The sequence below is a fragment of the Variovorax sp. 05T418 genome, assembly GCF_056396385.1.
Genome location: NZ_JBFTLJ010000007.1, coordinates 302,413 through 326,467, shown reverse-complemented (window position 1 = coordinate 326,467; position 24,055 = coordinate 302,413). Strand labels below are relative to the sequence as shown.

Sequence of the window (24,055 nt, the reverse complement as noted above, 5' to 3'; positions counted from 1 at the left end):
GGGCGTTGCCGTGCGGAATCTTGCCGCTCAGGCCATGGCCAGCGCGGCCACGGAGCGCGCCACGCTCACGGCCGCCAGTGCCACCAGCAGGTTCAGCACATGCCGGCGGAACTGCGCGGGCGACACGCCCTTGAACGAGCGCTGGCCCCACCAGATGCCGGCCAGCATCGCGGGCGCGAGCCACAGCGCCCACTTCAGCGTGCCGGCCCCGAGCAGGTGGCCCGACGCGGCATGCGCGGCCGCGGGCATGAGCGCGGCGCTTGCGAGCGACACCACGTCGCTGAAGAGCAGCAGCGCGATCATGGTGGCGCGCAGGGCGGCCGGCGCCATCGCGGTGGTGCTCAGCAGCACCGCAATGGCAATGCCGCCGATGGCCGCCACGCCGTTGATGAAGCCCGAGGCCAGCCCGGCCGCGAAGCGCACCGCGCGCGTGGGCACCAGCGCGGCACGCGTTCCCGCGCGCAGCAGCAAGGCGGCGGCCATCAGCAGCGCGCCGATCAGCAGGCGCAGCGGCGTCTCGGGCAGCCAGGCCAGCAGCGCGACACCGAGCGGAATGAACAGCAGGTTGCCCAGCATCAGCCAGCCGAGCCAGGGCATGTCGACGTCGCGCGCAATGCCGCGCAGCTGGCTCAGGCTCGCGAGGATCTCGAGCATGAAGATGGCCGGCACCACCAGCGCGGGCGACACCACCAGCGAGAGCCCCGCCACGGTGACCGCCGAGAAGCCGAAGCCCGCGAAGCCGCGCACCACGCCGGCCGCGAACACCACGCACAGGCTGTAGGCGAGCAGCGCCGGCGCCAGCGGCGGCACCAGCAGTTCCGCCGACGTCATACGTCGAACAGCGGCAGCAGCTTCAGGCGCTGCACCTTTCCCGAAGGCCCGCGCGGCAGGTCCGTGACAAAGCGGTAGTGGCCCGGCGCCTTGTAGCGGCCGAGCACCTCGGTGCTGAAGGCGCGCAATTCGTCCTCGGTGCAGGCGCAGCCGTCGCGCAGCACGATGCACACGCCGATCTCCTGGCCGTAGTGGCGGTCGGGCACGCCCACCGCCGCGGCCTCGAGCACGGCAGGATGCCGCAGCAGCGCCTCGTCGATCTCGCGCGGGGCGATGTTCTCGCCGCCCTTGATGATCAGTTCCTTGATGCGGCCGGTCACGAAGAAGAAGCCATCGGCGTCGCGATGGCCGAGGTCGCCGGTGCGCAGCCATCCGTCGGGCGTGAAGCTCGCGCGCGTGGCTTCCTCGTTCTTGTAGTAGCCGCGCATCACGTTGGGGCCGCGGATGGCCAGCTCGCCGGTGCTGCCGTCGGGCACCTCGGCCAGTGCGGCATCGATGACGCGCGCCTCGCAGCCCGAGGCGCGGCCCACCGAGCCGAGCTTGCGCAGCGCGGGATCGAGCGGGTTCGAAAAAGACGGCGCCGCGGTTTCGGTGAGGCCCATGGTCTCGACGATGCCGATGCCGAACTTCTGCTCGAAGGCGCGGTGGTGCTCCGGCGGCAGCGCGGCCGATGCCGAGCGGCAGAAGCGGATGGCAGCGGTCTGCGCGGGCGGCGGCTCATCGCCTTCGAGCAGGTACGAGATCATGGTGGGCACCACGTTGATCCAGCTGCACCGCGTGCCCGAGGCCTGCTCCCAGAAGCGCCCAGCCGAGAACTTCGGCGGCATCGCGAGGCTGCCGCCGTGGGCGAGCGGCGCGAGCATGGTCACGGCGAAGGCGTTGATGTGATAGAGCGGCAGCACGGCCAGCACGCGGTCGGCGGGCTGCAGCGCGTGCTCGGCGCTGATCGCATGCGCATTGGCCGCGAGGTTGCCTTGCGTGAGCATCACGCCCTTGGGCATGCCGGTGGTGCCCGAGGTGTACATCAGCAGGGCCACGTCGCCGGCGGCGGGCGGCGCAGCCTCATTCAGGGGCTCCGCCTGCGCCTCCTGCGCTTCGCCCGGCAGCGCATCGGCGTCGGGGCTCGCCACCAGCACTTCGACCGGCCGGCCGATGCCATCGAGCATCGCGCGCACGCGTGCTTCCCACTCGGGCGCGACGCACACCACGCGGCAATCCGAATGCGCGAGCACATAGCGCATCTGCTCGGGCTGCGACAGCAGGTTGACCGGGTTCACGCACAGGCCGCCGTGCATGGCGCCGAGCAGCAGGCGCAGCGTCTGCAAGCCATTGGGCATGACCACCGACACCGTGTCGCCCTGCCGCGCGCCATGCGCGTGCAGCACCGCCGCCACCGTGCGGCAGCCGCGCGCGAGCTCGCCAAAGCCGATGCTCTTGCGCCCGCCTTCGGTGGACAGCGCATACACTGCCTGCGGCCGTGCCGCCGCCTGCAGTTCGATCAGCTCATGAACGGTGGAGGCCGCCACGGTCAGCTTGCACCGTATTCGGCGAAGTAGGCGCCGAAGATGTCGTCCTCGCTGGGCACCCGCTCCGGAATCGGCCGCGACACGCGCGTGATGTTCAGGTAGTGCCGGTAATTCATGTTGTCGGAGAAGTTGTTCTTGCCCCAGGTGCCGCAGCCCATCGACAGCGAGAACGGCAGGCCGTTGTCGAAGCTGCCGCCGGTGGCGATGCAGTGCGCCTGGTCGACGATCACGCGCGACACCGGCAGCGTGAGGCCGAGCCTCAATGCGCGCTCGGGCACCGTGCTGTGCAGGCCGACCGAATGGCCCGCGCCTTCGTAGGCATAGATGCGCTCGACGGTGGCGGCAGCCTCGTCGAAATCGCGCGCCGAATAGATCGCGAGCACCGGGCTCAGCTTCTCCCCCGAGAACGGATGCGCGTGGCCCACGCTGTCCTCGGCGACCATGAGGACGCGCGGGTCCCTCGCCGCAATGGCCAGCCAGCCTTCGCGGTTGGCACCGTCGAGGGCCGCCGCGCGCTCGGCGATCACGCGCGCCGACTGGCCGATGACGGCGGCGGAGAGCTTGCCATCCGGCCACATCAGCGACTGCAGCGTGGCCTTCTGCGCGGCCGCGAGCATGAACGCGCCGCGGTCCTTCAGTGCCGAGAGCATCTGCGCGCGCACCGCGTCCACGATCACCAGGCTGTTCTCCGACGAGCAGCTGGTCGCGTTGTCGAAGGTCTTGGAAAGCAGGATGCGGTCGGCCGCCGCGTTCACGTCGGCCGTTTCGTCGACGATGCCCGCCACGTTGCCTGCGCCCACGCCGAAGGCCGGCGTGCCGCTGGCATAGGCCGCGCGCACGTTGGCCTGCGAGCCGGTGGCCACCACCAGGTCGCACAGGCGCATCAGCTCGGCCGTCGATTGCTTGTTGACCGGCGAGGGCAGCAGCTGCACCAGGTCGCGCGGCGCGCCGATGCGGTCGAACTGCGCATGGATGAACTCGATCAGCCGCGCCGCCGTCGACCAGCCCTTGGGCGAGGGCGCGACGATGACCGCGTTGCGCCCCTTGAGCGCATTGATGATCTTGTTGGCCGGCGTGGCGCCCGGGTTGGTGGACGGCGTGACCGCGCACACCACGCCCACGGGCCGCGCAATCTCGATGATGCCGCGCGCCGGGTCTTCCGAAATGACGCCCACCGAGCGCGCACCGCGCAGGTCGCGCAGCAGGCCGAAGGTCTTGCGGTGGTTCTTGCGCACCTTGTCGGGGGCATTGCCCACGCCGGTGTCGGCCACCGCCAGCTCGGCCAGCTCGCGGTTGCGCGCCGGCTCGATGATGGCCCAGCCCGCGGCCACCACGGCGGTGTCGACCTGTGCCTGCGACCAGGTTTCGTAGATGCGCTGCGCGGCGCGCGCACGCGCCACCAGTTCGGCGATGGGGGAGGAGGGGGAATGTTCCATAGTCGTCATCTTTGCCTTGCGTATTCAGTCGGGGAACACCGCGGAACCGGCTTTGCCGGGCCGCTGGTGTTGCCCCCGGTAGGGGGTGGGAGAAGCGACACGAAGTGCGCGGAGCCTGGGGGCGAGCTCTAGTCCACCTTGATGCTGGCTTCTTTTGCGAGCTTCTGCCAGCGCACGAGTTCCGTGGTCACCACCTTGCCCAATTGCTCCGGCGTGCCGCCGACGCCTTCGCTGCCCTGCGCCAGCAGCTTGTCGCGGATCTCCGGTTCCTTGACCACCGTGTTGATGACGCGGTTGAGCTTGTCGATGGTGGGCTGCGGCGTCTTCGCGGGCACGAACACCGCGTACCAGGAGTCGACGTCGAAATCGGCAATGCCTGCTTCCTGCATCGTGGGCACGTCGGGGAAGGCCGCGCTGCGCTTGGTGGTCGACACCGCCAGCGCCTTGAGCTTGCCGGCCTTCACGAACTGCGCGGCCGCGGGAATCGACACCCACAGCAGCGGCACCTGCCCGCCCATCACGTCGGTCACGGCCGGGCCGCCGCCGCGGTAGGGGATGTGCGTCATCTGGGTGCCGGTGCGCAGCTTCAGCAGCTCGCCCGCCAGGTGTCCGGGCGAGCCGTTGCCCACCGAGGCGAAGGAAAGCGAGCCCGGCTTGGCCTTGGCGAGCGCCACCAGCTCGGCCACCGTGTTGGGCGCGAACTGCGTGTTGGCCACCAGGATCTGCGGCAGCGAAGCGACCAGGCCCACGGGTGCGAAGTCTTTCGCGGTGTCGAACGAGAGCTTGGTGTAGATCGCCGGGTTGATGGTGTGCGAGGACAGCGTGAACAGCACCGTGTAGCCGTCGGGCGGGGCCTTGGCCACGATCTCGGTGCCGATGGAGCCGGCCGCGCCGCCGCGGTTGTCGATGAGCACCTGCTGGCCGAGCAGCGTCGAGAAGCGCTCCTGCACGATGCGCGCGATCACGTCGGTGCCGCCGCCGGGCGGGTACGGAACGATGAGCCGAATCGGCTTGTTCGGATAGTCGGTGCCGTTTTGCGCCTGCGCGGCAAAGGGCAGAGCCAGGGTGGCCGCGGCCAGCAGCGCGGCGCGCAGCCAGGGGGCGGGGAACAACAGGTTCATTCGAGTCTCCTTCTCCTTGTGGTGGATGCCGGCAGCGGCGTCGCGGGCACCGGACTTGCCCGGTAGCCGAGCGTGACGCTCGCGTCGCGCGCGCAGGCCATGAGGCGGTCGGCCAGTCCGCGCGCCTGCGTCCGCGCGAAGCGGATCGAGGGCACGCTCATGCCGACGGCCGCAACCGCCTCGCCGCGCGCGTTGAACACCGGCACGCCCAGACCGCAGACGCCGAGGCGCCATTCCTCGCGGTTTTCCGCATAGCCGCGAACGCGCGTGCGTTCGAGTTCCGACAGAAGGGCATCGAAGCTGGTGATGCTGTTCTTGGTGTGCGCCGCGAGCGTGCCGAGGCGCTCATGCAGCGCTGCAAGGTCGGGCGCGGCCGCGGCGAGCAGGGCCTTGCCCGAGGCCACGCAATACGCCGCCGCCCGGCCGCCGATGCGCGAATAGGCGGCCACGGGCAGGGGGCTGTCGAACTTGTCGAGGTAGACGATCTCGGCGCCGTCGAGCACCGCAAGGTGGATGGTCTCGCCGGTCTGCTGCGCCAGCGCCGCAAGGTGCGGCCGCAGCAGCGAGCCCATGTCGGTGGCCTCGGAAACCAGCGCGCCCAGTTCGAACAGGCGCAGGCTCGGGCGGTAGGCGCTGGTGTCCGGGTCCTGCACGGCCCAGCCGCACTCGACCAGGGTCTGCAGCGTGCGGTGCGCGTTGCTGCGCGCCATGCCGAAGGCCTGGGCGAGGTCGGTGACGCGGCAGTCGCGCTGTTGCCGCGTCATCCATTCGATGGCGGCAAGGCCTTTGGCGAGGGTGGAATCCATGAGGTTCTGGGTGTTCCAAATATTGGAACGTTGTTCCTGGATGTGAGACGCGATGTTTGGACTGATCGGTTGTTTTGTCAATCGGGGACTTGGATGTAGTTCTAAATGTTTCAGGTTTTGCTTGTTATTTTTCAGGACGCTTTTGTTCAGGGCGCGTGCACAGATCACCGGGTACTCCCCTCCGCGAATGTCCCCCGGCCTGCGGCCTCCTCCTTTATTTCGCTGCGGGGAGCACCCGATGCTCTGTGCACCTGGGCACGCTGCTGGTGTATTGCTGATCAACCACCGCTCTTTGCAACGCTCCCGTCGATGGGGTGCCTTGCGCAGCGAAATAAAGGAGGAGGCCGAAGGCCGGGGGACATTCGCGGAGCAAGGTACCCCGTCGGCGGGAGCGCGCCCCGAACAGCAGCGCCTCGGTGGCGCTCAGCGCCGATGCCGACCCGCCATCAGGTCGATCACCTCGCGGAAGATCGTATTGCCGCAAGACGTCGCAAGGCCCAGCACATGGCTGCGGCTGTAATACGGGCTCAGATCGAGCCCGACACCAATACCGGCTATCTCGATGTCGCGCCGCTGCTCCTGCCGCGCCACCACGTCGCGCAGGTGGTGGTCGAGATAGTGCGCATCGTTGGCCAGGTGCGTCGCGCTGTCCATCGGCGAGCCGTCGGAAATCACCAACAGGAGCTTGCGCGCCTCCGGCCGCTCGCGCAGGCGCGTGCAGGCCCAGTCGACCGCTTCGCCGTCGATGCCCTCGCGGAACAGGTCGGCCTTCAGCAGCGCCGCCATCGCGGGCCGCGCGCGGCGCCAGGGCGTGGCGGCGGCCTTGAAGACGATGTGGCAGCGCTCGTTGAGGCGGCCGGGGTGAGGCGGCCTGCCGGCACGCACCCACTCGCGCTGCGCGCGGCCGCCGTTCCAGGCGCCGGTGGTGAAGCCCAGCACCTCGCTGGCCGCGCCGGCCTGCTCGAGTGCGCGCGCGAACACGTCGACCATCATCGCGACCGATTCGGCATGCTCCTTCATCGAGCCCGAGCAGTCGATCAGGAACGTCACCATGCAGTCGGCCACCGGCTCCATGCGCTCGGTGCGGAACAGCCGGCGCTCGGTCGGCGAGGCCACCAGCTGCGCGAGCCGGCGGCCGTCGACCAAGCCTTCTTCCTGGCCGCTGTCCCAGCCGTCGCGCGTGGGGTCGGCGAGCAGCGCGCGCAGCTCGCGTGCCAGGCGAGCGATGTTCACGCCCTGCGCGGCGATGCGGCGGTCGAGCTTTTCGCGGTGGCCGGCGAGCACTTCCTTGCGCGCGAGCGCGGCGGCGTCGTGCTCGCGGTCGTAGGCGGCGGTGAAGACGCGGTAGGCGCCGCCCGCGCCGTCGAGCACCGCGCTGCGGCCCGACTCGGCGGTGGTGAAGCGTTCGATGATCTCGCGGTCCATGTCGGCGACGAGCATGAACACGCTGCGCTTGTCGTCCACATGCGGGTCGCGTGCGTCGCTGCTGTCTTCGCCGGCCTCGTGCAGCATCGCGGCGACGGTGCGCGCGATGGCGAGTGCGTGCACGGCATAGGCGGCCTGGTCGGCGCGGTCGCGGCGCAGGCCTGCAAGCGCGTGGCCGATCAGCGGCGCAAGGTGAAAGCGCGTCGCTTCGAGCATGTCCTCGGTTTCTTCCACCACCTGCTGGCCGCTCACGCGGGCGCGGCAGATCTGCGCCACGGCATAGAGCAGCAGGCCGCGGGCCGTGTCGGTCAGGCCCGAATGGTGGAAGGCGAGCGACCACTGCTCATGGCGGTGCCGCAGGTTGTGGCGCATGCCCGCCATGATCTCGGGCGCCATGGCTTCGGCGCGGAACTGCTCGAGCATCTCGAACAGCATGCGCTCGACGGGCTCCTCGGGCCGCAGGCTTTCGTGCAGCGCGGCATCGGACACCGTGAGCCGCAGCGCCAATCCGTCGGCCACGCCGCGGAAGGAGGCGAAGTCGTCGGTCTCGGGCGAAGGATGCAGGTGCGGCGCGAACCACGGCAGCGCCACGCGGCCGCGGTGCAGCCGCCGCCCGCGAAAGTGCAGGTCGCGCTCGCCGCAGAAGGCGCGCACCACGCCTGCGCAGAGTTCGGCGACCTGCTCCTCCTGCCGCACGCGGCGCTGCATGGCGCTCGCGGGCATGTCGGTCATTCTTGCGAGCCCGGCGACAGCTGGTGCGACTCCTTCAGTTCCTGGTCGAAGCAGCGCTGGAAATATTCGGCCACGAGCGGCCGCTCCGCGTCGTCGCACTTGTTGACGAAGGACAGGCGAAACGCGAGCGCCGGGTCCTTGAAGATCTCGACGTTCTCGGCCCAGGTGATCACGGTGCGTGGCGACATCAGCGTCGAAAGGTCGCCCGCCGCAAAGCCCTTGCGCGTGAGATCGGCCACGGCCACCATCGATGCGACCAGCCGGCGCCCCGCATCGTCCGCCAGCGAGGGCACGCGCGCCTGCACGATCGCGATCTCTTCGCCGGCCGGCAGGTAGTTGAGCGAGGCCACGATGTTCCAGCGGTCAATCTGCGCATGGTTGAGCCGCTGCGCGCCGTGGTACAGGCCGTTGAGGTTGCCCAGGCCGACCGTGTTGGCGGTGGCGAAGAGGCGGAAGAAGGGGTGCGGGTGCAGCACCCGGTTCTGGTCCATCAGCGTGAACTTGCCGCCCTGTTCCAGGATGCGCTGGATCACGAACATCACGTCGGGCCGGCCCGCGTCGTACTCGTCGAACACCAGCGCCACCGGCCGCCGCAGCGACCACGGCACGATGCCTTCCTGGAACTCGGTAACCTGTTTTCCTTCGCGCAGCACCACCGCGTCCTTGCCGACGAGGTCGAGCCGGCTGATGTGGCCGTCGAGGTTCAGCCGCACGCAGGGCCAGTTCAGCCGCGCCGCCACCTGCTCGATGTGGGTCGACTTGCCGGTGCCGTGCAGCCCCTGCACCATCACGCGCCGGTCGCGCATGAAGCCCGCGAGGATGGCGAGCGTCACGTCGGGGTTGAAGCGATAGACCGCATCGACCTCGGGCACGTGGTCGTCGCGCTCGCTGAAGGCGGGTACTTGCAGGTCGGTGTCGATGCCGAACACCTCGCGCACGCTCAGCATGCGGTCGGGCCGAAGGTCTGCGATGTCGGTCACGATGGGTTTTCCATAAATGGAGTGGGTCAGGCCTGCGCGCGGCTGGTGGTGCCCGCGTCGGCATCGATGCGGCTCAGCGCCAGTGCGGCGCGCTGCAGGGCGGGCAGCAGCGCCTTCGCCTTCGCGGCGTCGAGCCGCATGACCGGCGCCTGCACCGCGATGCACAGGTTCGAGGGGCCGTCGTCGCCCGAAGGCACCAGCGCGGCAATGCACAGCAGGCCGGGCAGGAACTCTTCGTTGTCGATGGCGTAGCCGTCCTTGCGCACGCGCTGCACTTCCTTTTCGAGCGCCTCGGGGTCGGTGAGCGTGCGGGGCGTGTAGGGCTCCAGCGGCGCGTTGGAGAGCAGGCGGCGGCGCTGGGCCGCGCTCATCTGCGCGAGAAAGATCTTGCCGCTGGCCGAGCAGTGCACCGGCACGCGCGAGCCCGAGTGCAGGTAGAAGCGCAGCGGCGCGGCGGTTTCCACGCGGTCGAGGTACACCACCTCGCTGCCCGAGAGCGCGGTGAGGTTGCAGCTCTCGCCGATTTCTTCCACCAGTTGACGCAGCACCGTATGGCGTGCACCGTGGAGGCTGTCGTTGAGCAGCAGGTTCTCGGCCAGCCGCCGCAGCCGCGTGCCGATGCCGTAGTGGCGGCCGTCGCCCTCGCGCTGCAGCAGGCCCGCGCCTTCGAGCTGCTGGAGCATGCGGTGCAGGGTGGGCTTGGGCATGCCGGTCTCTTCCACCAGGCCCTGCAGCGAGTAGCGCTGGTCCTTGGCGGCCATGACTTCGAGCAGCCCGAAAAGGCGCATGGTGGGCGTGTCGCCCGGCGCCGGCTCCAGGGTTTCGGGCGTGGGCCCCTTGACGATCTTCATGGGCCGGATCATAGTCTTTTTACAAAAAACAAGACAAGAAGTACCGATTTTTGTAAATTGTTTGACGCCAAGGACTTGCCGCCCTATATTCCGCCGGAGAGAAATCGGAACAACCCGTTCCGGCTTTTGAAACCCGCCGACCGCCCCATTCCCTTCAGGAGACGCCTTCCATGAGCCAGAAGCAACCCGCCGCACCCACCCGCGAAGCCGTCGCCGGCGTGCAGAAGATGACGCCCTCCGAGGCCTTCGTCGAAACCATGGTCGCCAACGGCGTGACCGACATCTTCGGCATCATGGGCTCGGCCTTCATGGACGCGATGGACATCTTCGCGCCCGCCGGCATCCGCCTGATTCCGGTGGTGCACGAGCAGGGCGGCGCCCACATGGCCGACGGCTATGCGCGCGTTTCGGGCCGCCACGGCGTGGTGATCGGCCAGAACGGCCCCGGCATCAGCAACTGCGTGACGGCCATCGCGGCCGCCTACTGGGCGCACAGCCCGGTCGTGATGATCACGCCCGAGACCGGCACCATGGGCATGGGCCTGGGCGGCTTCCAGGAAGCCAACCAGCTGCCGATGTTCCAGGAGTTCACCAAGTACCAGGGCCACGTCAACAATCCCAAGCGCATGGCCGAGTACACCGCGCGCTGCTTCGACCGCGCCATCTCCGAGATGGGCCCGACGCAGCTCAACATTCCGCGCGACTACTTCTACGGCGAGATCACCACCGAGATCCCGAAGCCCATGCGCGTGGAGCGCGGCGCGGGCGGAGAGAACAGCCTGAACGCGGCCGTCGAGCTGCTGGCCTCGGCGAAGTTTCCCGTGATCCTCTCGGGCGGCGGCGTGGTGATGGGCGATGCGGTCGAAGAGTGCAAGGCGCTGGCCGAGCGCCTGGGCGCCCCCGTGGCCAACGGGTACCTGCGCAACGACTCGTTCCCCGCGAGCCATCCGCTTGCCGCCGGCCCGCTGGGCTACCAAGGCTCCAAGGCCGCGATGAAGCTGATTGCGCAGGCCGACGTGGTGCTGGCGCTCGGCTCGCGCATGGGGCCCTTCGGCACCTTGCCGCAGCACGGCATGGACTACTGGCCGAAGGACGCGAAGATCATCCAGGTGGAAGCCGACCACACCAACCTGGGCCTCGTGAAGAAGATCACCGTCGGCATCCACGGCGACGCCAAGGCCACCGCCCGGGAACTGCTCAAGCGCCTGCAGGGCAAGACCCTGGCCTGCGACGCCACCAAGGCCCAGCGCGCCGACAAGATCAAGGCCGAAAAAGCCGCATGGGAAAAGGAGCTCGACGAGTGGACCCACGAGCGCGACCAATTCAGCCTCGACGCCATCGAAGAGGCCAAGGGCGAGAAGACGCCCACCGGCGGCACCTACCTGCATCCGCGCCAGGTGCTGCGCGAGCTCGAGAAGGCCATGCCGCCGCGCGTGATGGTCTCCACCGACATCGGCAACATCAACGCCATTGCCAACAGCTACCTGCGCTTCGAGGAGCCGAGGAGCTTCTTCGCGCCGATGAGCTTCGGCAACTGCGGCTACTCGCTGCCGACCATGATCGGCGCCAAGTGCGCGGCGCCCGACCGTCCGGCCGTGGCCTATGCCGGCGACGGCGCCTGGGGCATGAGCATGGTCGAGATCATGACCGCCGTGCGGCATGACATCCCGGTGACGGCCGTGGTCTTCCACAACCGCCAGTGGGGCGCCGAGAAGAAGAACCAGGTCGACTTCTACAACCGCCGCTTCGTCGCGGGCGAGCTCGAGAGCGAGAGCTTCGCGGGCATTGCCAAGGCCATGGGCGCCGAGGGCATCGTGGTCGACCGGCTCGAGGACGTGGGCCCGGCACTGAAGAAGGCCATCGACATGCAGATGAACCAGAAGAAGACCTGCGTGATCGAGATCATGTGCACCCGCGAGCTCGGCGATCCATTCCGCCGCGATGCGCTGTCCAAGCCGGTGCGCTTCCTCGACAAGTACAAGGACTACGTCTGACCGATTCGCTGTTCACCCTCAACGCCGGGTCGTCGTCGATCAAGGTGGCGCTGTTCGAGGCGCCGGCCGAGGGCGGTGCGCTGCCCGCCGCCCGCTGGTCGGGCCAGGCCGATGGCCTGGGCGCGGGGCTGAAGGCGCGGCTGCGCGTGCGCGATGCCGACGGGCGCACGCTGCACGACGCGGCGCTGGAAGGCGACAGCCGCTCGCACCAGGGCGCGCTGGCCGCGCTGCTCGAATGGCATGCACAACAAGGCGACGGCGGCCGCATCGCGGCGGTCGGCCATCGCATCGTGCATGGCGGCGCGAACTTCGTGGCGCCGGTGCGCATCGACGATGCGGTGCTGGCCGAACTGGCTGCGCTCGAGCCGCTTGCGCCGCTGCACCAGCCGCACAACCTCGCGGGCGTGCGCGCGGCCATGAAGGCTTTCGACGGCGTGCCGCAGGTGGCGTGCTTCGACACCGCCTTTCATGCCAGCCAGCCCGATGTGAACCGCCGCTTCGCGCTGCCGCGCGCGCTGCACGATGCAGGCGTGCGGCGCTACGGCTTCCACGGCCTGTCCTACGAATCGATCGTGACGCAGTTCGCGCAACTGGCGCCGCAGCTGGCACGGCAGCGCGTGATCGTCGCGCACCTGGGCAACGGCGCATCGATGTGCGGCATGGCCGAGGGCCGATCGGTGGCCACGACGATGAGCTTCTCGCCGCTCGACGGCCTCACCATGGGCACGCGCTGCGGGCACCTCGATGCGGCCGTGGTGCTGTATTTGATGCGCTCGCAGGGCATGTCGGCGGACGATGTCGAGAAGCTGCTGTTCCGCGAGTCGGGCCTGCTGGGGCTCTCGGGAATTTCCAGCGACATGCGCGAGTTGGAGGCTTCGGCTGCGCCCGCTGCCGCCGAAGCCATCACGCATTTCATCGAGCAGGTGGTGCAGCACGTGGGCAGCCTGGCTGCGGCGCTGCGCGGCGTGGATGCCATCGTGTTCACCGGCGGCATCGGCGAGAACGCCGCCGCGCTGCGCGAGCGCATCCTTCTGCAGTGCGGCTGGCTCGGCCTTCGCGTCGATGCGGAGGCGAACCGCGCAGGGCATGCGCGGCTCACCACGCCTGGGAGCACCGTCAGCGCCTGGGTGCTGCGCACCGACGAAGAGGCCGTGATCGCGCGGCACACCGCGCGGCTGCTGCGGCTCAGCCAGGCTGGATAGCCGCCGCCTTGATGACGTGCGCCCAGCGCGCGATCTCGTCAGCCAGGAACGCTCCAAAGCGGTCCGGCCCGCGCGCATCGATCACGAAGCCCTGCTGGCGCATGCGTTCATCGAGGCCGGGTTGCGCGAGGATCTTCACCACCTCCGCGCCCAGCTTCTGCACCGCGGCATCGGGCATGCCGGCCGGCGCCATCATGCCGGTCCAGTTCTCGACCTGCAGCGCGGGCATGCCGGCTTCGGCGGTGGTCGGCACATCGGGCAGCAAGGGGTAGCGGGTCTTGCTTGCGATGGCGAGCGCGCGCAGCTTGCCGCCCTTCACATGCGCAATCGACTCCGGGATGTTCGAGAACACCACGTCGAGCTGGCCGCCGATGAGGTCGGTGATGCACGGAGCGCCGCCCTTGTAGGGCACGTGCTGGATGTTGGACTTGTTGAGGTCGTTGAAGAGCGCGAGCGTCAGGTGAGGCGGCGTGCCGTTGCCGCTGGAGCCGGCATTGAGCTTGCGCTCCTTCGCCGCCTCGACGAGGCCCTTCATGTCCTGGATGGGGCTGGCCACGGGCACCACGATCAGCATCGGGCTGCCGGCCAGCAGCGCCACCGGCCGCAGGTCCTTCTGGAAGCTGAACGGCGACTTCGGAAACAGCGTGACGTTGGCCGCGTGCGTCAGCGTGACCGCGAGCAGCGTGTTGCCGTCGGGCGGCGCCTTGGCCACCAGGTCGGCGCCGATCTGCCCGTTGCCGCCGGGCCGGTTGTCCACCAGCACGTTGACCTTCCAGCGCTCGCCCAGCTGCTGGCCGATCTGCCGCGCCATCACGTCCGTCAGGCCGCCCGGCGGAAAGGGCACCACGTAGCGCAGCGTGGCGTCGGGCCTGGGGTAGTCGCCGCCCTGCGCGCGGGCCAGCATCGGCATGAGCGCGCCCAGCGATCCCGCCGCAGACAGGGCGGTGGTTCCCTGCATCCATTCGCGTCGTTTCATCGTGTTGTCTCCTGTTGTTGTGTGGGGTCGTGGCGCCTAGCTTCGCCACTGCGCGAGCAGCGCCTCGGGCACCTCGATGCCCTCGGCCTCGGCGCGCAGCCGCAGTTCCTCGCGCCGCGCGCCGGGCAGGCGCACGCCGTCGTCGCGCAGCATCTCGCCCACCAGCACCTCGACGCGGTCGAGGTAGCTCGCAGAGCCCGCGAGCGCGCCGGGGTCGATGACGATGAAGGCCTGGCCGATGCGCGGCCGGTTGCCGGCGTCCTCGAAGAAGCTCGACGCTTCGAAGCCGAACTGCGCACCGATCAGCGCCGTGACCAGCAGCTCGACCACCAGCGCCAGCATCGCGCCCTTGGGGCTGGTGGCCGCGCCAATGGGCAGCATCGAGCCTTCGAGCGCGGCCTGTGCGTCGGTGGTCGGCTGGCCGTTGCGGTCCACGGCCCAGCCGATCGGTATGGCCTTGCCCTGCTTCGCGGCCACCATGACCTTGCCGCGCGCCACTTCCGAAAGGCTCAGGTCGATGGCGAGCGGCAGCGCACCGCGGCGCGGAAAAATCGCCGCCACCGGATTGGTCCCGAAGATCGGATGGCGCCCGCCGGCTGCCGGCATTGCGGCCGGCGAGTTGGCAAAGCCGAGCCCGACCATGCCGGCTTCGGCCACCGGCCGCAAATGGTCGACCACCACGCCGCAATGGTGGCTGTCCGTGACGCCCGCAATCGCAATGCCGAAGTCGCGCGCGCGGCCGATGGCCTCGGCAACAGCCATTTCGCAGGCGGCGAAGGCCAGGCCCTCGTGCGCATCGATCAGCGCGGCCGCGCCTTTCTGGCGGCGCAGCGTAGGCACCGCATTGCCGTTCACCCGGCCGTTGCGCAGGTGCGTGGCGTACTGGGCCACGCGGGAGAGGCCGTGCGAGCCCAGGCCCTGCGCCTCGGCCAGCACCAATGCGCGTGCGGCGGCGGCTGCCATCGCCTCGTTCGCGCCAGCCGCGCGCAAGGCCGCGGCCACCGCGTTTCGCGCTTCCTCAAGACTCAGCATCGTCATGGTTCCAGCGCCTCCAGCACCTTCTGTGCAATGAGGCTGCTCACGCGCTCGTTCGACTCGGCCGTCACGCCCGCGATGTGCGGTGTCAGCAGCAGGTTGGGGCAGCCCTCGAAATGCGGGCTGGCCGCGAGCGGCTCGGCCTCGAACACATCGAGCGCCGCACCTCCGAGCCGGCCTTCGCGCAGCGCAAGCGCCACGGCGGCTTCGTCGACGATGCCGCCGCGCGATGTGTTGACGAGCACCGCGCCGCCCTTCATGGCCGCGATGCGCGGCGCATGGAAGAGGTTGCGCGTGCCGTCCACCAGCGGCACATGCAGGCTCACCACGTCGGCCTGCGCCACCAGCGCATCGAGGCCCAGCGGCTGCGTGCCCGTTGCGGCGAAGGCCGGGTGGCTGCCGTCCATCATCGCGTCGAAGGCCACCGTGCGCATGCCGAGCGCCTGCGCAAGCCGCGCCGTCAGTTGCCCGATGGCGCCGAAGCCGACCAGCCCCAGCGTCTTGCCCGCGAGCTCGCGCCCGTTCGACAGCGCATTGCGCGGCCAGCGTCCCGCGGCCACCGCGGCGGTGGAACCGTAGGCGCCGCGCAGCAGCAGCATGGCGCTCGCGATCACGTACTCGGCCACGCTCAGTGCATTGGCGCCCGTGGCCGGAATCACCCGGATGCCGCGTGCTTCGCAGCCCGCCACGTCGATGTTGTCCAGGCCCACGCCCAGCCGGCCCACCACCGTGCACTGCGTGAGCGCATCCAGCAGTTCGCCGCGCACCTGCGTGCGGTTGCGCACGATGAGCGCGTGGGCCCACTTCGCTTCCTTGTAGAGCCGGGCGCCGTCGTCCACCAGCGCCACCTCGTACAGAACGTCGTGCCGCTCGCGCAATTGCGCAACCGCGGCGGCGTCCATGAACTCCGCAATCACTATCCGCTTCATGATGCCTGCCATCGCGCGGGCGCCGTCAGGCCGACTCGTACAGCCGCGTCAGCACGAACTCGCGGTGGCCCAGCGCTTCGGCCGCGGTGAGCCGGCCGTTGGCGGTTCGCAGCATGCATTCGAGCAGTTGGTCGCCGGCCTGGTCGAGCGTCATCTCGCGCTGCAGCAGGCCCGAGGTGTCGACGTCGACGTGCTCGCTCATCAGCCGCACGGTGCGCGGATTGGCGCAGATCTTGATGACCGGCAGGATCGGGTTGCCGATCACGTTGCCCTGGCCCGTGGGAAAGAAGTGCACCGCGTAGCCCGATGCGGCGCACAGCGTCACCATCTCGGCCGCCGCGCTGGACGAGTCCATGAACCACAGGCCCGGGCCGGTGGGCGCCTCGGCCTTGTCGAGCACGCCGTCCACCATGCACTTCTTTCCGATCTTCTGGATGTTGCCCAGCGCCTTTTCCTCGATGGTCGTGAGGCCGCCCGCGATGTTGCCCTTGGTGGGCTGCGAGTCCGACAGGTCGCTGGTCTTGTGGCGGTTGATCATGTCCTGGTAGCGGTTGAACATGAACATGAAGCGCTCCTTCACGTCGGGCGTGCGGCAGCGGTCCGCCACGATGCGCTCGCCGCCGGTGATCTCGGAGGTCTCGCCGAACACCAGCGTGTTGCCGGTCTCGTAGAGCTTGTCGAAGGCGTTGCCCACGGTGGGGTTGGAGCCGCAGCCCGAGGTGGTGTCGCTCTCGCCGCACTTGGTGGACACCCACAGCTCGTGGATGCCGCAGGGCTCGCGCTGCTTCTCGCTGGCCGCTTGCACGAACTCGCGCGCCACCTTGCTCGCGCGCAGGATGGTGTCGTGGTCGCCGTGGCCCTCGATGCCGAAGCCGGCCACCGGCTTGCCCGTGGCGGCGATGCCGTCGACCACCTTCTGCGTCCAGCTGTCCTCGATGCCGATGACGACCACCGCCGCCACGTTCGGGTTGCAGCCCGAGCCGATCAGCGTGCGGAAGTGCAGCTCCAGGTCGGCGCCGAACTGCAGGCGGCCGTAGGGATGCGGAATGGCCAGCGCGCCCTTGATGTTGTGGGCCACCGCTTCGGCGGCCGCGTTGGAGAGATCGTCCAGCGGCAGGATGATGACGTGGTTGCGCACGCCGACGCGGCCGTTTTCGCGGCGGTAGCCGAGGAAGGTGGTGTCTTTGGAAATGATGGACATGCGGTTCTTTCGGATTCGTGGGTGATGTGGAATTCGCGAAGCGGGGCAGGGCCTTACCAGCGCTTGGTCTTGATGTTCTGCACGTGCGCGTGCTCGCCGGCCTTGATCGGCGCGACCACCTTGCCCATGTCGATGCCGTACTTCCACACCGTGTCGCCGGGCGCCATGTCCTTGAGCGCGACCTTGTGGCCGATCGGGATGTCCTGGCGTGCGTCGACGCTGGTCATGCGGTCCTCGTCCATGATCCAGCCGCTGAGCGATATGCCGGCCTTGACGCCTTCCACCACCACGACCGCGACCGTGTCCTTCGCGTCGTGCAGAACGAAATGAATCATCGTTGTCTCCTGTTGTGACTCGCTGAGAATTTGCAGCCGGGCCAGTGTCCGAGTGCGCGTCTCCGCGTGTCAAACAGGTCATATGAATGACTTGGATGAATCGCGATGCGGCCGCCACAATGCGCCATGCCCCGCTCGACAGACATCTCCGCGTTCGAACCGATTCCCGCCGAGTCGGCGGGCGCGCCGCTCTACCGGCTCGTCAAGCGCTCGCTGCTGCGCGCCATCGAATCGGGGCGCTGCGCGGCCGGCAGCGTGCTGCCGAGCGAGAGCGAGCTGGCGGCGGCCCTCGGCGTGTCGATCGGCACGCTGCGCCACGCGACCGACGACCTGGTGGCCGAGCACATCCTCGTGCGGCGGCAGGGGCGCGGCACCTTCGTGGCGGTGCACAACGACGACCGCTTCATGTTCCAGTTCTTCCATGTGGAGCGCAGCGACGGCCTCAGGCAGGCGCCGCAGGTGGAGTTCGTGGCCTTCGAGCGCGTGCGCATGGACGAGGGGCCCGCGCAGGCGCTGGGGCTGCGAACCGGCGAGCCGGCCATCCAGATCGACAACCGGCTGCTGCTGCAGGGCCGGGCGGTGATCCACGACCGGCTCACGCTGCCGGCGCTGCTCTTCAAGGGCCTGACCGAGAAGCGCTTTCGCGAGCGGCCGAGCACCATCTACCACCTCTACCAGACCGAGTTCGGCATCACCGTGACGCTGGCGCGCGAGCGCGCACGCGCGATGGCGGCCGACCGCAGCGTGGTGCGCATCCTGGGCGTGGCGCCGGGCGCGCCGGTGATGGAGGTGCGGCGCACCGCGCTTACTTTCGGCGACAAGCCGGTGGAGTACCGCGTGTCGACCATCAACACGGCGCAGTACGAGTACGTGCACCTGCTGTCGCGGCCGGCTTGATCGGCCTGATCGGCTTCGTGCGGCCTAGCGCGCGGACGGCATGCGCGGCACGGTCGCCCCGCAGTGCCGGAGGAAGTCGGCCGTCGCGCGGCCCAAAAGCTTGTCGCGATGCATCACCGTGGCCAGCCGCCGCATACCCGCGGGCAGCCGCGTGCGCAGTTCGATCAGGTGGCCGTCTTCGAGTGCCTGCGCCACCGTGTAGCGCGAAAGGCAGGCCAGGCCCGTGCCCGAGGCCACCACGCGCTTGATGGCCTCGGTGCTGCCGAGCTCGAAGCCCACGCGCACCTGCTCCAGGTTCTGGATCAGCCACGCATCGGTGACCTGCCGCGTGCCCGAGCCGTGCTCGCGCAGCACCCAGGTGGCCTGCGAGAGCTGGTGGTGCGTGGCAATGCGCTTGGCGAGCGGATGGCCCGGTGCGGCGACGATCACCAGCTCGTCTTCGCGCCAAGCGCGCACCACCAGGTCGGGGTGCGTCTGCGGCCCCTCGATGAAGCCGACATCCACGTCGAAGCCCGCCACCGCCTCGATCACGTCGCGCGTGTTGGCAATGTGCAGGTGCACCTGGCTCTGCGGATGGAGCGCCGTCCATTGCGACACGCGCTCGGGCAGCAGGTATTCGCCGATGGTGAAGCTGGCCGCCACGCGCAGCGGCGCTGCATGCTCGCCGCTGAAGAGTGCCTCCACCTCGCCGGCCTGGTCGAGCAGTGCCTGGGCCTTGGGCAGCAGCGCGCGGCCGTTTTCGTTGAGCACCAGGCGGCGGCCGAGCCGGTCGAACAGCAGGGCGCCCACGGAAGACTCCAGGTCGGCCAGCGCGCTGCTCGCGGCCGACTGCGAGCGCGCGACGCGGTCGGCCGCGGCGCGCGTGCTGCCTCCCCGGGCCGTGGCCACGAACACTTCGAGCTGGCGCAGGTTGAGCCGAAGCCGCTGCGCGGTCTGCTGCTGATCTGTTTTTCCGGTCATCGTGAGCGATATTCTCCGCTTTTTCGTTTGATCGATGCTCTCTAACATCGGCGCAGCCCCGCACAAAAAAACGAAGGACCGCCAGTGTTCAGTTTCCTGTCCCGAGAGCCCGTCCACGATCCGCTCGCCGCCCCCACGCCAACGGCGGACACCCAGGTCAAGACCACCACCTGCTACATGTGCGCCTGCCGCTGCGGCATTCGCGTGCACCTGCGCGAAGGCGAGCATGGCCCCGAGGTGCGCTACATCGACGGCAACCCCGAGCATCCGCTGAACAAGGGCGTGATCTGCGCCAAGGGCTCGTCGGGCATCATGAAGCAGGTGTCGCCTGCGCGCCTCACGCAGCCGCTGCTGCGCAAGGCCGGCAGCGAGCGCGGGGCCGGGGAGTTCGAGCCCATCAGCTGGGAGCGCGCCTTCGACATGCTGGCCGAGCGGCTCGGCAAGATCCGGGCGACCGATCCGAAGAAGTTCGCCCTCTTCACGGGCCGCGACCAGATGCAGGCGCTCACGGGCCTGTTCGCGCGCCAGTTCGGCACGCCCAACTATGCGGCGCACGGCGGCTTCTGTTCGGTCAACATGGCCGCGGGAATGATCTACACCATCGGCGGCAGCTTCTGGGAATTCGGCGGGCCCGACCTCGACCGCGCCAAGCTGTTCGTGATGATCGGCACGGCCGAGGACCATCACAGCAACCCGATGAAGATCGCCATCAGCAAGTTCAAGCGTGCAGGCGGACGCTTCATTTCGATCAATCCGGTGCGCACGGGCTACTCGGCCATTGCGGACGAGTGGATTCCGATCAAGCCCGGCACCGACGGCGCATTGTTCATGGCGCTGCTGCATGAGCTGATCGCGAACGACCTGATCGACCACGCTTTCTTGAAGCGCTTCACCAATGCGCCGCAGCTCGTGGTGCTGGACGACTGCGAGCGCCAGGGCCTGTTCGCCTTCGACCCGGACCCCACGCGCGGGCCGCCCGGCGACGGCCGCCATCCGCACAACAAGCTGGTGTGGGACAGATCGAGCGGCAGCGTGAAGAACGCCTACCCCGAAGGCATTGCCGACGGCTGCGATCCCGCGCTCGAAGGCCACTACACGCTGGCCGACGGCACGCGCGTGGCGCCCTCGTTCCAGCTGCTGCGCGAGCGCGTGGCCAGCTGCACGCCCGAATGGGCCGAGGCCATCACCGGCATCGATGCCGAGCGCATCCGCAAGCTTGCGCGCGAGATGGGCGAGACCGCGCTGCACCAGGCCTTCGAGCTGCCCATTGCGTGGACCGATGCCTGGGGCAAGAAGCACCCGACCACGCAGGCGCGGCCTGTGGCCTTCCACGCGATGCGCGGGCTCGCAGCGCATTCGAATGGCTTCCAGACGGTGCGCGCGCTGGCCGTGCTGATGAGCGTGCTCGGCACCATCGACGCGCCCGGCGGCTTCAGGCACAAGGCGCCGTACCCGCGCCACATCGTGCCCAACTACCGCGCCTTCAACGACCCCGGAATGATCCAGCCCAACACGCCGCTCAATGCCGCGCCGCTGGGCTTTCCGGCCAACCCGGAAGAGCTGGCCATCAACCCCGACGGCTCGCCGATCCGCATCGACCATGCGTTCTCGTGGGAGCACCCGCTGTCGGCGCACGGGCTCATGCACAACGTGATCACCAATGCGGTGAAGGGCGACCCCTACCGCATCGACACGCTGCTGATCTTCATGGCCAACATGGCCTGGAACTCCAGCATGAACACCATGGCCGTGCGCGAGATGCTCAACCGCAAGGACGAGAAGGGCGAGCACATGATCCCCTTCCTGGTGGTGTGCGACGCCTTCCAGAGCGAGACCGTGGCCTTTGCCGACCTGGTGCTGCCCGACACCACCTACCTGGAGCGCCACGACGTGATGAGCATGCTCGACCGGCCGATCTCGGAGTTCGACGGCCCGGTCGATTCGGTGCGCATTCCGGTGGTGCCGCCCACCGGCCAGTGCAAGCCGTTCCAGGAAGTGCTGATCGAGCTGGCCTCGCGCCTGAAGTTTCCGGCCTTCACCACGCCCGAGGGCGGGCGCAAGTTTTCAGGCTATCCGGACTTTGTCGTCAACTTCCAGCCGCAGCCGGGCATCGGTTTTCTGATGGGCTGGCGCGGCAAGGACGGCACCGAGCATCTGCGCGGCGAGCCCAACCCCAAGCAGTGGGAAGCGTATGCGCAGAACAACTGCGTGTTCCAGTACCACATGCCCGAGACCATGCACTACATGCGCAACTGGAACCGCGAGTACCTCGACTTCGCAAAGGACAAGGGCTGGCGCCAGCGCAACGACCCGGTGCAGCTGGCGCTGTACTCCGACACGCTGCAGAGCTTCCGCCTGGCCGCGCAAGGCAAGAGCCCAGGTCGGCAGCCGCCCGATGCGCTGCGGGAGCGCATCGACACCTACTTTGATCCGCTGCCTTTCTGGTATCCGCCGCTCGAGGAGGCCTCGACCGATCTCGACGCGTATCCGCTCAACGCCATCACACAACGGCCGATGGCGATGTACCACTCGTGGGATTCACAGAACGCGTGGCTCAGGCAGATCCACAGCCACAACTATCTTCACGTGAACCCGCTCACCGCGCAGGCCGCGGGCATTGCCGATGGCGGCTGGTGCTGGGTCGAGAGCCAATGGGGCCAGGTGCGCTGCATGCTGCGCTACAGCGAGGCCGTGGAGCCCGGCACCGTGTGGACCTGGAACGCGATCGGCAAGGCCGATGGCGCATGGCAGCTGGCGCCCGGTGCGGACGAGGCGCGCAAGGGCTTCCTGCTCAACCACCTGATCAGCGAGGAACTGCCTTGCGCAGGCACCGCGAGCGGCCGCATCAGCAATTCGGATCCGGTCACGGGGCAGGCGGGCTGGTACGACGTGCGCGTGCGCATACGGCCGGCGGAACCGGGCGAGCCGGAAGAAAGCTTTCCGCAGATGGCGAGCATGCCGAGCGCACCGGGGGTGCTGGGGAAGGCGGCGAGCGTGCTGACGTACTTTGCGGGGAGGGGGAAGAAATGATGCAGTGGCTCAAGGACTTGATGGCCCCGGATCTGCTCCCTCCCCCGGAAGGGGAGGGAGAAATGCCAGCGTCCGCGCCGAGCCGGGCGAAACCCTCGCCAAGCAACTCGCCCTCGTCATCGACCTCAACGTCTGCGTCGGCTGCCATGCCTGCGTCACGTCGTGCAAGCAGTGGAACACCTCCGGCAGCGCCGGCCCGCTTGCGGATGCGCAGCCCTACGGCGCCAGCCCCACCGGCACTTTCTTCAACCGCGTGCAGACCTACGAGGCCGGCACCTTCCCGGCCACGCAGACGGTGCACTTCCCCAAGAGCTGCCTGCACTGCGAAGACCCGCCCTGCGTGCCCGTGTGCCCCACGGGTGCCAGCTACAAGCGCAAGGAAGACGGCATCGTGCTGGTCGACTACGACAAGTGCATCGGCTGCAAGTACTGCGCATGGGCCTGCCCGTACGGCGCACGCGAGCTCGACGAAGAGCGCCAGGTCATGACCAAGTGCACGCTGTGCGTCGACCGGATCTACGACGAGCACCTGCCCAAGGAGGACCGCAAGCCCGCCTGCGTCAAGGCCTGCCCCACCGGCGCGCGCCTGTTCGGCGACGTGAAGGACCCGGACTCCGAAGTGTCGAAGGCCATCCGCGAACGCGGCGGCTACTCGCTGATGCCCGAGTGGGAGACGAGCCCAGCCAACCAGTACCTGCCGCGCCGCGTCACGCAGCAGACCACCCCCTCGATCGAAGCGCGGGAGTAGCCGCATGCATCCCGCGTTCTCCATTCTTTTCTTCACCACGCTGGCCGGCGCCGCGCAGGGCCTGGTCGTCGCGCTTGCGCTCGCGGCGCTGTTCGGCATGGGCCTCGCGCCCGGCTTTCTCACGCTGGCGCTCGGCGTGGCCGAAGTGCTGCTCGTGGCGGGCCTGGCCGCATCGTTCATGCACCTGGGCCGCAAGAGCCGCGCATGGCGCGCCGTGCTGATGTGGCGCACCTCGTGGATGTCGCGCGAAGTCATCGTGCTGCCGGGCTTCATTGCGCTGGTGGCGCTGTGGTGGCTGTCGCTGCGCTTCGGCGCCGGTGCGCCGTGGTCGTGGCTGCTGCCGGTGCTGGTGCTGTGCGGCGCGGTTGCGCTCTGGTACTGCACCGCCATGATCTATGCGTGCCTTCGCTTCATCGAGGAATGGGCGCACCCGCTGACCGTCGTCAACTTCACGCTGATGGGCCTCTCGTCGGGGCTGGTGCTGGCTTGTGCGATGGCGGTGCTGTCGGGCGAAACACGCTTCGTGCAGCTGTTCGGGCCCTGGGCGCTTGCCGCCACGCTCGCGGCATGGGCCGCACGCGGCGGCGCGCTCAGGCGCAACGCGGCGATCCGCCACAAGTCGACCTTGCAATCGGCCACCGGCATCCGCGCCGGGAAGCTCGTGCAAAAGTCGATGGGCATGTCGGCCGGCTCGTTCAACACGCGCGAGTTCTTTCATGGCGCCACGCTGGCCGCGCTCAGGAACATGAAGCTCGGTTTCCTGCTGCTGGCCTTCGTGCTGCCTTCGCTGCTGCTGCTGTGGGGCGTTGCCGGCGGGGCCGTGTGGCCGTGGCTGCTGGCGGTGCTGGTGCAGGCGCCAGGGCTGCTCGCGGAGCGCTGGTTCTTCTTTGCGCAGGCGAAGCACCCGCAGAACCTGTACTACCAGGTGGTGTCCTGAAGACCCAGCCAAGGGCGTCGTTCAGGCCTGGACAGGCCCCCCTAAGCGTGCGGCCGTCAGGCGACAGCGCGATGCCGTTGGGCGTCATCACCGGCCGCGCCCA

General features: G+C 68.9%; 20 protein-coding genes. 6 read left to right on the top strand and 14 right to left on the bottom strand.

Going from position 1 to position 24,055, the window contains the following annotated elements; translation table 11 throughout:
* Window positions 1-27: 27 nt before the first annotated feature.
* From AC1DMS_RS17040 to AC1DMS_RS17005, 8 genes are all read right to left on the bottom strand, one after another.
* The gene (locus tag AC1DMS_RS17040; RefSeq protein WP_018905411.1) at window positions 28-831 is read right to left on the bottom strand and encodes a sulfite exporter TauE/SafE family protein; all 804 of its coding nucleotides are present in this window, start codon (window positions 829-831) and stop codon (window positions 28-30) included.
* Window positions 828-2,357: an AMP-binding protein gene (locus tag AC1DMS_RS17035; RefSeq protein WP_478181468.1), complete on the bottom strand. Its 1,530-nt coding sequence runs from the start codon at window positions 2,355-2,357 to the stop codon at window positions 828-830. The genes AC1DMS_RS17040 and AC1DMS_RS17035 overlap by 4 nt, the downstream gene beginning before the upstream one ends.
* A 2-nt stretch (window positions 2,358-2,359) precedes the next feature.
* Window positions 2,360-3,793 carry an acylating sulfoacetaldehyde dehydrogenase gene (gene sauS, locus AC1DMS_RS17030; RefSeq protein ID WP_478181467.1) on the bottom strand — a complete coding sequence of 478 codons (1,434 nt, stop codon included), beginning with the start codon at window positions 3,791-3,793 and terminating at the stop codon, window positions 2,360-2,362.
* A 128-nt stretch (window positions 3,794-3,921) separates the two neighbouring features.
* Entirely contained in the window at window positions 3,922-4,914 is a 993-nt protein-coding gene (locus AC1DMS_RS17025; protein WP_478181466.1) for a tripartite tricarboxylate transporter substrate binding protein, read from the bottom strand.
* A complete protein-coding gene (locus AC1DMS_RS17020; protein WP_478181465.1) occupies window positions 4,911-5,720 on the bottom strand; it encodes an IclR family transcriptional regulator in 810 nt (269 codons plus the stop codon). Before AC1DMS_RS17020 ends, AC1DMS_RS17025 begins: the two co-directional genes overlap by 4 nt.
* Before the next feature lie 423 nt (window positions 5,721-6,143).
* Window positions 6,144-7,877 carry a cobaltochelatase CobT-related protein gene (locus AC1DMS_RS17015; protein WP_478181464.1) on the bottom strand — a complete coding sequence of 578 codons (1,734 nt, stop codon included), beginning with the start codon at window positions 7,875-7,877 and terminating at the stop codon, window positions 6,144-6,146.
* Window positions 7,874-8,857, bottom strand: a complete 984-nt coding sequence (locus AC1DMS_RS17010; RefSeq protein WP_478181463.1) for an AAA family ATPase — start codon at window positions 8,855-8,857, stop codon at window positions 7,874-7,876. The genes AC1DMS_RS17015 and AC1DMS_RS17010 overlap by 4 nt, the downstream gene beginning before the upstream one ends.
* Before the next feature lie 26 nt (window positions 8,858-8,883).
* Window positions 8,884-9,720 carry an IclR family transcriptional regulator gene (locus AC1DMS_RS17005; protein ID WP_478079404.1) on the bottom strand — a complete coding sequence of 279 codons (837 nt, stop codon included), beginning with the start codon at window positions 9,718-9,720 and terminating at the stop codon, window positions 8,884-8,886.
* A 158-nt stretch (window positions 9,721-9,878) separates the two neighbouring features.
* Between AC1DMS_RS17005 and xsc the strand changes: the two genes are divergently transcribed.
* Window positions 9,879-11,702 carry a sulfoacetaldehyde acetyltransferase gene (gene xsc, locus AC1DMS_RS17000; protein ID WP_018905419.1) on the top strand — a complete coding sequence of 608 codons (1,824 nt, stop codon included), beginning with the start codon at window positions 9,879-9,881 and terminating at the stop codon, window positions 11,700-11,702.
* Window positions 11,699-12,904: an acetate/propionate family kinase gene (locus AC1DMS_RS16995; RefSeq protein WP_369664499.1), complete on the top strand. Its 1,206-nt coding sequence runs from the start codon at window positions 11,699-11,701 to the stop codon at window positions 12,902-12,904. Before xsc ends, AC1DMS_RS16995 begins: the two co-directional genes overlap by 4 nt.
* Here the strand turns inward: AC1DMS_RS16995 and AC1DMS_RS16990 are convergent.
* From AC1DMS_RS16990 to AC1DMS_RS16970, 5 genes are read right to left on the bottom strand one after another with little or no spacing between them, the layout of a single operon-like run.
* Entirely contained in the window at window positions 12,888-13,880 is a 993-nt protein-coding gene (locus AC1DMS_RS16990; RefSeq protein WP_018905421.1) for a Bug family tripartite tricarboxylate transporter substrate binding protein, read from the bottom strand. The two genes, AC1DMS_RS16995 and AC1DMS_RS16990, sit on opposite strands and share 17 nt — an antisense overlap.
* A gap of 36 nt (window positions 13,881-13,916) precedes the next feature.
* Window positions 13,917-14,918 (bottom strand): Ldh family oxidoreductase, encoded by a 1,002-nt coding sequence (locus tag AC1DMS_RS16985; protein ID WP_478181462.1) that lies wholly within the window; start codon window positions 14,916-14,918, stop codon window positions 13,917-13,919.
* The gene (locus tag AC1DMS_RS16980; protein WP_478181461.1) at window positions 14,915-15,844 is read right to left on the bottom strand and encodes a hydroxyacid dehydrogenase; all 930 of its coding nucleotides are present in this window, start codon (window positions 15,842-15,844) and stop codon (window positions 14,915-14,917) included. The genes AC1DMS_RS16985 and AC1DMS_RS16980 overlap by 4 nt, the downstream gene beginning before the upstream one ends.
* 25 nt (window positions 15,845-15,869) lie before the next feature.
* Window positions 15,870-17,045, bottom strand: a complete 1,176-nt coding sequence (locus AC1DMS_RS16975) for a UxaA family hydrolase (RefSeq protein ID WP_478181460.1) — start codon at window positions 17,043-17,045, stop codon at window positions 15,870-15,872.
* A gap of 53 nt (window positions 17,046-17,098) precedes the next feature.
* A complete protein-coding gene (locus AC1DMS_RS16970) occupies window positions 17,099-17,380 on the bottom strand; it encodes a UxaA family hydrolase (protein ID WP_478181459.1) in 282 nt (93 codons plus the stop codon).
* Window positions 17,381-17,506: 126 nt separating this feature from the next.
* On the opposite strand from AC1DMS_RS16970, the gene AC1DMS_RS16965 reads away from it, so the two are divergent.
* The gene (locus AC1DMS_RS16965; protein WP_478181458.1) at window positions 17,507-18,277 is read left to right on the top strand and encodes a GntR family transcriptional regulator; all 771 of its coding nucleotides are present in this window, start codon (window positions 17,507-17,509) and stop codon (window positions 18,275-18,277) included.
* Between the two features lie 24 nt (window positions 18,278-18,301).
* Here the strand turns inward: AC1DMS_RS16965 and AC1DMS_RS16960 are convergent, their stop codons facing one another.
* Complete coding sequence (locus tag AC1DMS_RS16960; protein WP_478181457.1) at window positions 18,302-19,237, bottom strand: LysR family transcriptional regulator; 936 nt, start codon at window positions 19,235-19,237, stop codon at window positions 18,302-18,304.
* Between the two features lie 84 nt (window positions 19,238-19,321).
* Between AC1DMS_RS16960 and AC1DMS_RS16955 the strand changes: the two genes are divergently transcribed.
* From AC1DMS_RS16955 to AC1DMS_RS16945, 3 genes are read left to right on the top strand one after another with little or no spacing between them, the layout of a single operon-like run.
* Window positions 19,322-22,267: a molybdopterin oxidoreductase family protein gene (locus AC1DMS_RS16955; protein ID WP_478181456.1), complete on the top strand. Its 2,946-nt coding sequence runs from the start codon at window positions 19,322-19,324 to the stop codon at window positions 22,265-22,267.
* Between the two features lie 4 nt (window positions 22,268-22,271).
* Window positions 22,272-23,015, top strand: a complete 744-nt coding sequence (locus tag AC1DMS_RS16950) for a 4Fe-4S dicluster domain-containing protein (protein WP_478181455.1) — start codon at window positions 22,272-22,274, stop codon at window positions 23,013-23,015.
* Between the two features lie 4 nt (window positions 23,016-23,019).
* Complete coding sequence (locus AC1DMS_RS16945; RefSeq protein WP_478181454.1) at window positions 23,020-23,952, top strand: dimethyl sulfoxide reductase anchor subunit family protein; 933 nt, start codon at window positions 23,020-23,022, stop codon at window positions 23,950-23,952.
* Window positions 23,953-24,055: the final 103 nt, after the last annotated feature.

Coding starts and splice junctions, on each gene's coding strand:
- AC1DMS_RS16960 (WP_478181457.1), bottom strand. CDS start 19,237: ATGACCGGAAAAACAGATCAGCAGCAGACCGCGCAGCGGCTTCGGCTC.
- xsc (WP_018905419.1), top strand. CDS start 9,879: ATGAGCCAGAAGCAACCCGCCGCACCCACCCGCGAAGCCGTCGCCGGC.
- AC1DMS_RS17040 (WP_018905411.1), bottom strand. CDS start 831: ATGACGTCGGCGGAACTGCTGGTGCCGCCGCTGGCGCCGGCGCTGCTC.
- AC1DMS_RS16970 (WP_478181459.1), bottom strand. CDS start 17,380: ATGATTCATTTCGTTCTGCACGACGCGAAGGACACGGTCGCGGTCGTG.
- AC1DMS_RS17005 (WP_478079404.1), bottom strand. CDS start 9,720: ATGATCCGGCCCATGAAGATCGTCAAGGGGCCCACGCCCGAAACCCTG.
- AC1DMS_RS17020 (WP_478181465.1), bottom strand. CDS start 5,720: ATGGATTCCACCCTCGCCAAAGGCCTTGCCGCCATCGAATGGATGACG.
- AC1DMS_RS17025 (WP_478181466.1), bottom strand. CDS start 4,914: ATGAACCTGTTGTTCCCCGCCCCCTGGCTGCGCGCCGCGCTGCTGGCC.
- AC1DMS_RS17015 (WP_478181464.1), bottom strand. CDS start 7,877: ATGACCGACATGCCCGCGAGCGCCATGCAGCGCCGCGTGCGGCAGGAG.
- AC1DMS_RS16965 (WP_478181458.1), top strand. CDS start 17,507: ATGCCCCGCTCGACAGACATCTCCGCGTTCGAACCGATTCCCGCCGAG.
- AC1DMS_RS16945 (WP_478181454.1), top strand. CDS start 23,020: ATGCATCCCGCGTTCTCCATTCTTTTCTTCACCACGCTGGCCGGCGCC.
- AC1DMS_RS16980 (WP_478181461.1), bottom strand. CDS start 15,844: ATGAAGCGGATAGTGATTGCGGAGTTCATGGACGCCGCCGCGGTTGCG.
- AC1DMS_RS16975 (WP_478181460.1), bottom strand. CDS start 17,045: ATGTCCATCATTTCCAAAGACACCACCTTCCTCGGCTACCGCCGCGAA.
- sauS (WP_478181467.1), bottom strand. CDS start 3,793: ATGGAACATTCCCCCTCCTCCCCCATCGCCGAACTGGTGGCGCGTGCG.
- AC1DMS_RS16985 (WP_478181462.1), bottom strand. CDS start 14,918: ATGACGATGCTGAGTCTTGAGGAAGCGCGAAACGCGGTGGCCGCGGCC.
- AC1DMS_RS16990 (WP_018905421.1), bottom strand. CDS start 13,880: ATGAAACGACGCGAATGGATGCAGGGAACCACCGCCCTGTCTGCGGCG.